Raw genomic sequence first — 7193 nt, forward strand, 5'->3', positions numbered from 1 at the left:
GGCATAGCCGTCTCGCTGGAGGAATCCCACTGCTTTAGCTGTGGGAGGATGTCAATTTATCTCTTTTGTTACCAGAAGGCGGGCAGCTATGGGCTATCCAGTCCAGTCTATGTTTCAGGGCGTGGAGAATTATCGACCTAACCGATGGATTATTGCCAGTAAACTGATCGGTGAAACAGAGGGACCAAGGTTTGTTAAGCTGTCTGATGTAGAATTCTGGTGGAGTCTCTTTCCTTTTCAAGTGGACCCGAAAGTGACGAACCTGTTCAACCATCTTGAAAAGGATTACCAAAGATGGAAGAGCCTCACTCAGGCCAAATCAGAAGATTTACCTTCTGATTTTCTGCACTACTCGTCCCTGGTCGCCAGCAACTGTGAAGCCATTCAGATTAATAGTAATACTGCTGACAATAACCTTAAGGCATTCCATGGAGGCGATTACCTGAATAGCCGCATGCTCTGTCAGAACTGGCTGGGTGACTTTATTAAATGGCATGCCTATTTTGCCAGTCGCTACAACAAGTCAATCCCGGTGGTTCTGGTGCCTGACTGGCGTGAAGGAAAGGAAGCCATCCCCGACGAATCGACGCTGAGCAGGCTGGTCGGAGGCCATTTCCATGGCAGTGTCGCTTACTTGTTTAATGCCTATTATGACTTTCGCAAGTTGAGTTCACTCTATGGCAATTCTGATCAGGAGTTAGTTGTGGTAACAGATCGACCCAGTTATCAACTGAACAGGGTCAGTCGTTGGCCATCGTGGTTTTATAGCATCTTCCTGCCAGAGCCTTTCTGGTTAGAACATACACCTTGTGATCCAATGGCTGGCGGATGTCGTTTCAAAAATTTTTCCGGGAGTGAGGAGAAAGTGACTCCCTACCTGCTGAGTCATCCCGACACGGGAAAGCAGATTCTTATATTTCATCATGGTGAGACCCTCGTCGCCTGGTCTCTGGGTACATCCTGGTCATCGAAAAATAAAGTGGTTTCAAGGCGGGCAAAAAACAATCAATTTGAGCTGAATCTGATCGAAGCTTTTGAATTCGGTGCAACGAAGTAAATGTTCGTCTATAACAGCGCCAAATTCGGGATTTTTTGCTGATTCCCAGGGAATGTTTTGCTCTTAATCATGTGGGCAGCATTTCTAACTCTTATTCTTTTTAAAAGCAGCTGCTCTAAAGTTATCTATACTGTTCGGCATTATAAATGACGCATTGGACACATTGATGGTTAGATACCGAATTGGACGGCAAAGCATTTTAAAGATACTCATTGTTTCTTTTGCGCTTTCCGGGCACACTCATTTACAGGCCAAGATGAGAACAGCATGCAGCGACACTATTGTAGCTCTGGGCATGATGGCAGGCTTGTTAGGATTGGGAATAGGGCTATCGTGCTATCTTTCTGAGGAAGAGGAATTCGTTTTTTATGCCAGTAAAAGACGGGCATTTGCGAGACGGCCTGCACACCCTTTATATGTAGGCGTGCTGAATTATCAAACTGACCGTTGGATTGTTGCCAGCAAAGTGGTCGGTTTTCCAGAAGAACCAAAATTCTTTAGGCTGTCTGCCATAGAACACTGGTGGAGTCACTTTGACGCAGATCAGAGACTGAAAAGCCTGTTCAGTCATCTCGAAAAGGATTACCAGAGATGGAAGCGTCTCTCTACGATAGAACGAGAAAATGTGCCTTCTTCTTTTCTGCGCTACTCGTCCCTGATCGCGAGCAACTGTGAAGCCATTAATACAGCCGGCAGAACCATTAGGGCGTTCCATGGATCTGAAGACGATTATCTGAATAGCCGCGTGCGCTGTCAGAACTGGCTGGACCTCTTTATTCAATGGCATCCCTATTTTGCCAGTGACTTCAATAAGTCAATTCCGGTAGTTCTGGTGCCTGATTGGCAAGGAGGAGAGAGGGTTCTGTACGACTCGACGCCGAGTACAGTGATCGGCGGCCATTTGCAGAGCACGGTAGCTTATCTGTTTAATGCCAATTATAACTTTCGCCGCAGGTTGGAGTCACTTTATACCGGCTCTGATCAGGAGTTGATTGTGATTACGGATCGACCCGGTTATCAGCTGAGCAGGATCAGCTGGGGGGGCTGGAGCCAGTACAATGCCTTCCTGCCAGATCATCGCAAGATGTCCTGGACAGAACATGTCCCCTGTGATCCGGTGACAGGGGGCTGTCGCTTTAAAAATTTCTCCGGGTGTGCGGAACAAGTGACTCCCTACCTGCTGAGCCACCCCGAGACAGGAAGGCAGATTCTTATATTTCATCATGGTGAGACCGTTGTTGCCTGGTATCTCGGTGTACCCTGGTTATCCAAAAATAAAGTGGTTTCCAGGCGAGCAAAAAACAATCGATTTGAGCTGAATCTTACCAAGGCTTTTGATCTCGAAACAACAAGTAAATAGTCGTCTATAAAAGCTCCAAAGTCGTGTTGTTCTGCCGACTCCCGGAAACTGTTTTTCGATCAGAGTTTTTGCCCTTATTCTATTAACAAAAGGTGTTCTTTAATTATCTATACTGGGTGGTGTTATAAATTACGTGTTGGACGTATCGATGGTTAGACATCTGATTGGACAGCAGAATACTTTAAAGACAATTGTCGTTTTTTTAGTGCTCTCCGGGAACACTCACTTACAGGCCGGGATGAGAGCACACAGAGACACTCTTGTAGGGTTGGCGGTTCTGGCAGGGGTGACGATAGGGATATCGTACTATGTTTTCACGGAAGATGAATTCATTTTTTATGTCAGTAAAAAACAAGCAACTTCGGGCTACCCTGCCCACCCTTTATTTATAGGTGTGGTAAATTATCAAACTAACCGTTGGATTGTCGCCAGCAAACTGATCGGTAATACAGAAGAACCACATTTCGTTAAGCTGTCTGAAGTAGAATACTGGTGGAGTGGCATTAAGGCAGTGAAGGAGCAGAGACTGAAGAGCCTGTTCAGTCATCTCAGAAAAGATTACCAGAGATGGAAGAGTCTCACTCAAGCCAAACCAGGAGGTTTGCCTTTTGGTTTTCTGCACTACTCTTCCCTGATCGCCAGCAACTGTGAAGCCATTAATACTGGTAGCAGAACCCTCAAGGCATTCCATAAATCTGCAGACGATTATCTTGATAGCCGCGCAGTCTGTCAGAACTGGCTGGATCGCTTTATTAACTGGCATTCCTATTTTGCCAGTTACTACAATAATTCAATACCAGTGGTTCTGGTGCCTGACTGGCAAGAAAGAAAGGGTATCAAGGATGAATCGACGCCGAGTACAGTGATCGGTGGTCATCTACACAGCAGTGTCGCTTATCTATTTAATGCCAATTATGACTTTCGCAGGTTGAGTTCACTTTATGGCGGCTCCGATCAGGAGTTAGTTGTGATAACGGATCGACCCGGTTATCAACTGAAGAGGATCATTTGGAGGCCGCCGCGAGCGTACGACCTCTTTATACCAGACCATCAGAAGCTTATCTGGTCAGAACATGCACCTTGCGACTCAGTGAAAGGCGGTTGTCGCTTCAAAAATTTTTCCTGGAGTGCGGGGCAGGTGACTCCTTACCTGCTGAGTCACTCTGGCACAGGAAGGCAGATTCTTATATTTCATCATGGGGAGACCCTTTTAGCCTGGTGTCTGGGCAAGTCCTGGTTTGCCGAAAATAAGGTGGTTATGAAGGAAGCAAAAAACAATCGATTTGAGCTGAACCTCCTCGAAGCTTTTGGCCTGGACTCGGGCTTGGCAACGCACTGAACGAGCTGTTCTGGTCAGGGGAGTCGTCTATAGCAGCTCCCAGAAAGCCTGAATTAATGGGCTTTTGAGTTTTTTGTCCAGTACACATAATCCCACATCATAAGCTGCCAGCCAGGGAGTGATGTTCAGAATGTTAACCTTGTCGGACAGTGGGCTGTTATCCAGAACAATCTGGGGTACTACGCCGACTCCAAACCCCAAACTGACCATACTGACAATGGCTTCATTGCCAGCTACCTGAGCGTATATTTTTGGCTTGATGCCCTTGGTTGAAAACCAGTGATCCACCCGCTGTCGTCCAATACCTTTTTCTGACAGGATCATGGGCGTTCTACTCCACTCTTCAACCGACTCAGGGGTAGAAATTTCTCCTGAAGCAGGGCCTATGAAGACCAGTGGCGAGAGTCCGATACTATGAAACTGAATCTCTGAGGATAAATTATCCGGGCGGGCAGAAATGGCTATATCCTCTTTACCAGAGGTGATCAGCTCAATGGCTGAGTCAGGATCGCCAGTATGAAGTTTGATTTCAATGCTCGGATAGCGTTGGCGAAAGCGCTTGAGAATATCATAAAGAAAACTGTAGCTGGCGGTCACGGAGCAATAAACACTGATCTCACCTTTGAGCTCTTTGGATTCGGCAATCAACTCGTTACGAATCGCTGACCACTGAATCAGGGTTTCCCGGGCATATTTCTCAAATTTAATGCCTTCTGCAGTCAGGCTGACACTGCGGTTGTCCCGTTCAAACAGGTATACCCCCAACTTATTTTCCAGATGCTGTATGCTGCGGCTCAGGGTCGATGGGCTGATATGACAAGCTGCGCTGGCACGGCCGAAATGAAGTGTTTCAGCCAGACTCAGGAAATGCTTCAGTGGTTTCAAATCCATAATGACTGTTTCTCATCTTCGCTCAGGGTTGTTTCTTATTATGAAATATTATATTGCAAATATATCATTTTACGAAATTACTTGCCTGCTTTAACCTCCAGGTCAACGTTTTAAGCTCGGACAGCAATAAATAGTCCGGGGCGTTTTACTCAGGAGTCCGTCATGAAAGTTTATTACGATAAAGACTGTGATCTTTCCATCATCCGTGGCCAGAAAGTATCCATCATTGGCTACGGCTCACAGGGCCATGCTCATGCCAATAACCTGAAGGACTCCGGGGTAGATGTTACTATTGGTCTGCGTAAGAACTCCGCTTCCGTTGCCAAAGCCCAAGCGGTTGGCCTGAACGTATTGGACGTAGCTTCTGCAGTAGCTCAGGCTGACGTTGTCATGATCCTTACTCCGGATGAATTCCAGTCCCGGTTATACAAGAGCGAAATTGAGCCTAACCTGAAGCAGGGTGCAACGCTGGCATTTGCTCACGGTTTTGCTATTCACTACAACCAGATTGTTCCTCGTGCTGATCTGGATGTCATTATGATTGCCCCTAAAGCTCCGGGTCACACTGTTCGTTCCGAATTTGTTAAAGGCGGCGGTATCCCTGATCTGGTTGCCATCTATCAGGATGCTACCGGGAAGGCGAAAGATCTCGCCTTGTCGTACGCCTGTGGCGTCGGTGGTGGTCGTACCGGTATCATCGAAACGACGTTTAAAGATGAAACTGAAACCGATCTGTTTGGCGAGCAGGCGGTATTGTGTGGCGGTGCCGTAGAGCTGGTTAAGGCCGGTTTTGAAACCCTGACCGAAGCAGGTTATGCCCCTGAAATGGCTTACTTCGAATGTCTGCATGAACTGAAGCTAATCGTAGACTTGATGTACGAAGGTGGAATTGCCAACATGAACTACTCCATCTCCAACAATGCGGAGTATGGTGAGTATGTAACCGGCCCAAGAGTCATCAACGATGAATCTCGTCAAGCCATGCGTGATGCTCTGAAGGACATCCAGAACGGTGAGTATGCCAAGAAGTTTATCACCGAAGGTGCGATGAACTATCCGTCCATGACGGCCTACCGTCGTAACAACGCTGCTCACCCGATTGAAAAGACCGGTGCCAAGCTGCGTGAAATGATGCCCTGGATCACCGAGAATCAGCTGGTTGACAAAGATAAGAACTGATTTTTACTAAAAATCGTTTAAAAAAGGCGCCTTGTGCGCCTTTTTTGGTTTGAATATCGCAAGATTTTTCTGACAGATGACGCTGTCCATAAAGTGGTCTATCTTGCGACTACGGAAGCTTCCGGAGAACGGACAATGCTTGTCAGACACAGGAAGCCAGCCCCGAATCTATTTATGATCGAACTATTTATGATCGAAGTTGAAGATCGGCAAATGGATTATGTTTAACTAAGGCAGGGATACAGTTAAATCTATAGTCTCTTTATTTACAGAGCGTATTTCATAATAGTTGCGTTATTTTTGATTTAAGAGACAGTAGGCAGATTTTCCGGAGCAGTACTTTGAGAAAAAAAATCGCCCATTTGAAGACCCAGCCCCACATTCTGGCAGTATTGGGGCTGGTATTAGCAACTCTCTGTTGGGGGGGTAACCTTGTTGCAGGCCGAATGAGTGTGGGAGATATTCCTCCCATCGCGCTGTCATTCTGGAGATGGGCCCTGACTTTTCTGATTCTGTTTTCATTTACCGGAAAAAAGCTGGTTCGGCAGAGAAAGCTGATTTTTCAGAGTCGTTATCAATTATTGATCCTGGGTTTCTTCAGCATTACCTGCTTTAACACACTGCTCTATATCGCTGCTCAATCGACACAGGCGGTGAATCTGGGCCTGATACAAATAGTTTTGCCTGTTATTACCATGATCCTGGCTATTCCACTGTTAAATGTTTTTCCTAAAAAAAGACAGTTGTTTGGTATGGGGATGGCCCTTCCCGGGCTGCTGACGATTTTCAGTAAGGGCGAGTGGTCATCGCTGGCCAGCCTTGATTTTGGCAGGGGAGACATGATCATGTTTTTTGCTACCTGCTGTTGGGGCTCTTATACGGTGTTGCTCAAGCGTTTTGAACTGCCCGTATCCGGGGCTCAGCTGTTGACTACTCTGGTTGGGATTGGGGTATTGATCCTCTTGCCCTTTTATCTCTGGGAGCTATCGTCGAAAGGTGGCTTTATCGTCAGTCCGAAAGCACTTTTTCTCATCAGTTACGCTGCTTTGTTTGCTTCACTGGTCGCTTATATGTCATGGAATTTCGGCGTGTCTATTCTGGGGGCAAACACTGCGGCCATGTTTAACTTCCTAATCCCTGTTTTTTCAGCCATGTTCGCTATTCCCATTCTTGGAGAGACACTTTACCAGTACCACTTGATAGGAGCTGGATTGATCTTTACAGGATTATGGATAACCAATCGGAAATATTCTTCAACAGACAGTCCGGGTTAGACACTTGAAGAATCTTTCCTCACCCAAAGTGAAGAAAGATTACCAAATTGAGCGGAAAGCCCCGTACTTCTAGTTCGGGGATGGATAGCTCGC

At 46.5% G+C, this 7193-nt stretch carries 6 protein-coding genes; 5 read left to right on the forward strand and 1 reads right to left on the reverse strand.

Annotation, left to right across the window (positions count from 1 at the left end; all coding sequences use genetic code 11):
* The first annotated feature begins 88 nt into the window (after window positions 1-88).
* The 3 genes from KDK17_RS03395 (at window position 89) to KDK17_RS03405 (ending at window position 3756) form a co-directional block, all read left to right on the forward strand.
* Complete coding sequence (locus tag KDK17_RS03395; RefSeq protein WP_257282244.1) at window positions 89-1057, forward strand: hypothetical protein; 969 nt, start codon at window positions 89-91, stop codon at window positions 1055-1057.
* A gap of 256 nt (window positions 1058-1313) precedes the next feature.
* Window positions 1314-2417: a hypothetical protein gene (locus tag KDK17_RS03400; protein WP_257274755.1), complete on the forward strand. Its 1104-nt coding sequence runs from the start codon at window positions 1314-1316 to the stop codon at window positions 2415-2417.
* Window positions 2418-2655: 238 nt separating this feature from the next.
* Complete coding sequence (locus tag KDK17_RS03405) at window positions 2656-3756, forward strand: hypothetical protein (RefSeq protein WP_257274754.1); 1101 nt, start codon at window positions 2656-2658, stop codon at window positions 3754-3756.
* A 27-nt stretch (window positions 3757-3783) separates the two neighbouring features.
* Here the strand turns inward: KDK17_RS03405 and ilvY are convergent, their stop codons facing one another.
* The gene (gene ilvY, locus KDK17_RS03410) at window positions 3784-4647 is read right to left on the reverse strand and encodes an HTH-type transcriptional activator IlvY (protein WP_257282243.1); all 864 of its coding nucleotides are present in this window, start codon (window positions 4645-4647) and stop codon (window positions 3784-3786) included.
* A 162-nt stretch (window positions 4648-4809) separates the two neighbouring features.
* On the opposite strand from ilvY, the gene ilvC reads away from it, so the two are divergent.
* Both ilvC and KDK17_RS03420 read left to right on the forward strand, forming a co-directional pair.
* A complete protein-coding gene (gene ilvC, locus KDK17_RS03415; RefSeq protein ID WP_257282242.1) occupies window positions 4810-5826 on the forward strand; it encodes a ketol-acid reductoisomerase in 1017 nt (338 codons plus the stop codon).
* 341 nt (window positions 5827-6167) lie between these two features.
* Window positions 6168-7100 carry a DMT family transporter gene (locus KDK17_RS03420; protein ID WP_257254932.1) on the forward strand — a complete coding sequence of 311 codons (933 nt, stop codon included), beginning with the start codon at window positions 6168-6170 and terminating at the stop codon, window positions 7098-7100.
* Window positions 7101-7193 lie beyond the last annotated feature (93 nt).

Source organism: Endozoicomonas sp. SESOKO2, from assembly GCF_024606245.1.
Classification (GTDB): Bacteria; Pseudomonadota; Gammaproteobacteria; order Pseudomonadales; family Endozoicomonadaceae; genus Endozoicomonas_A.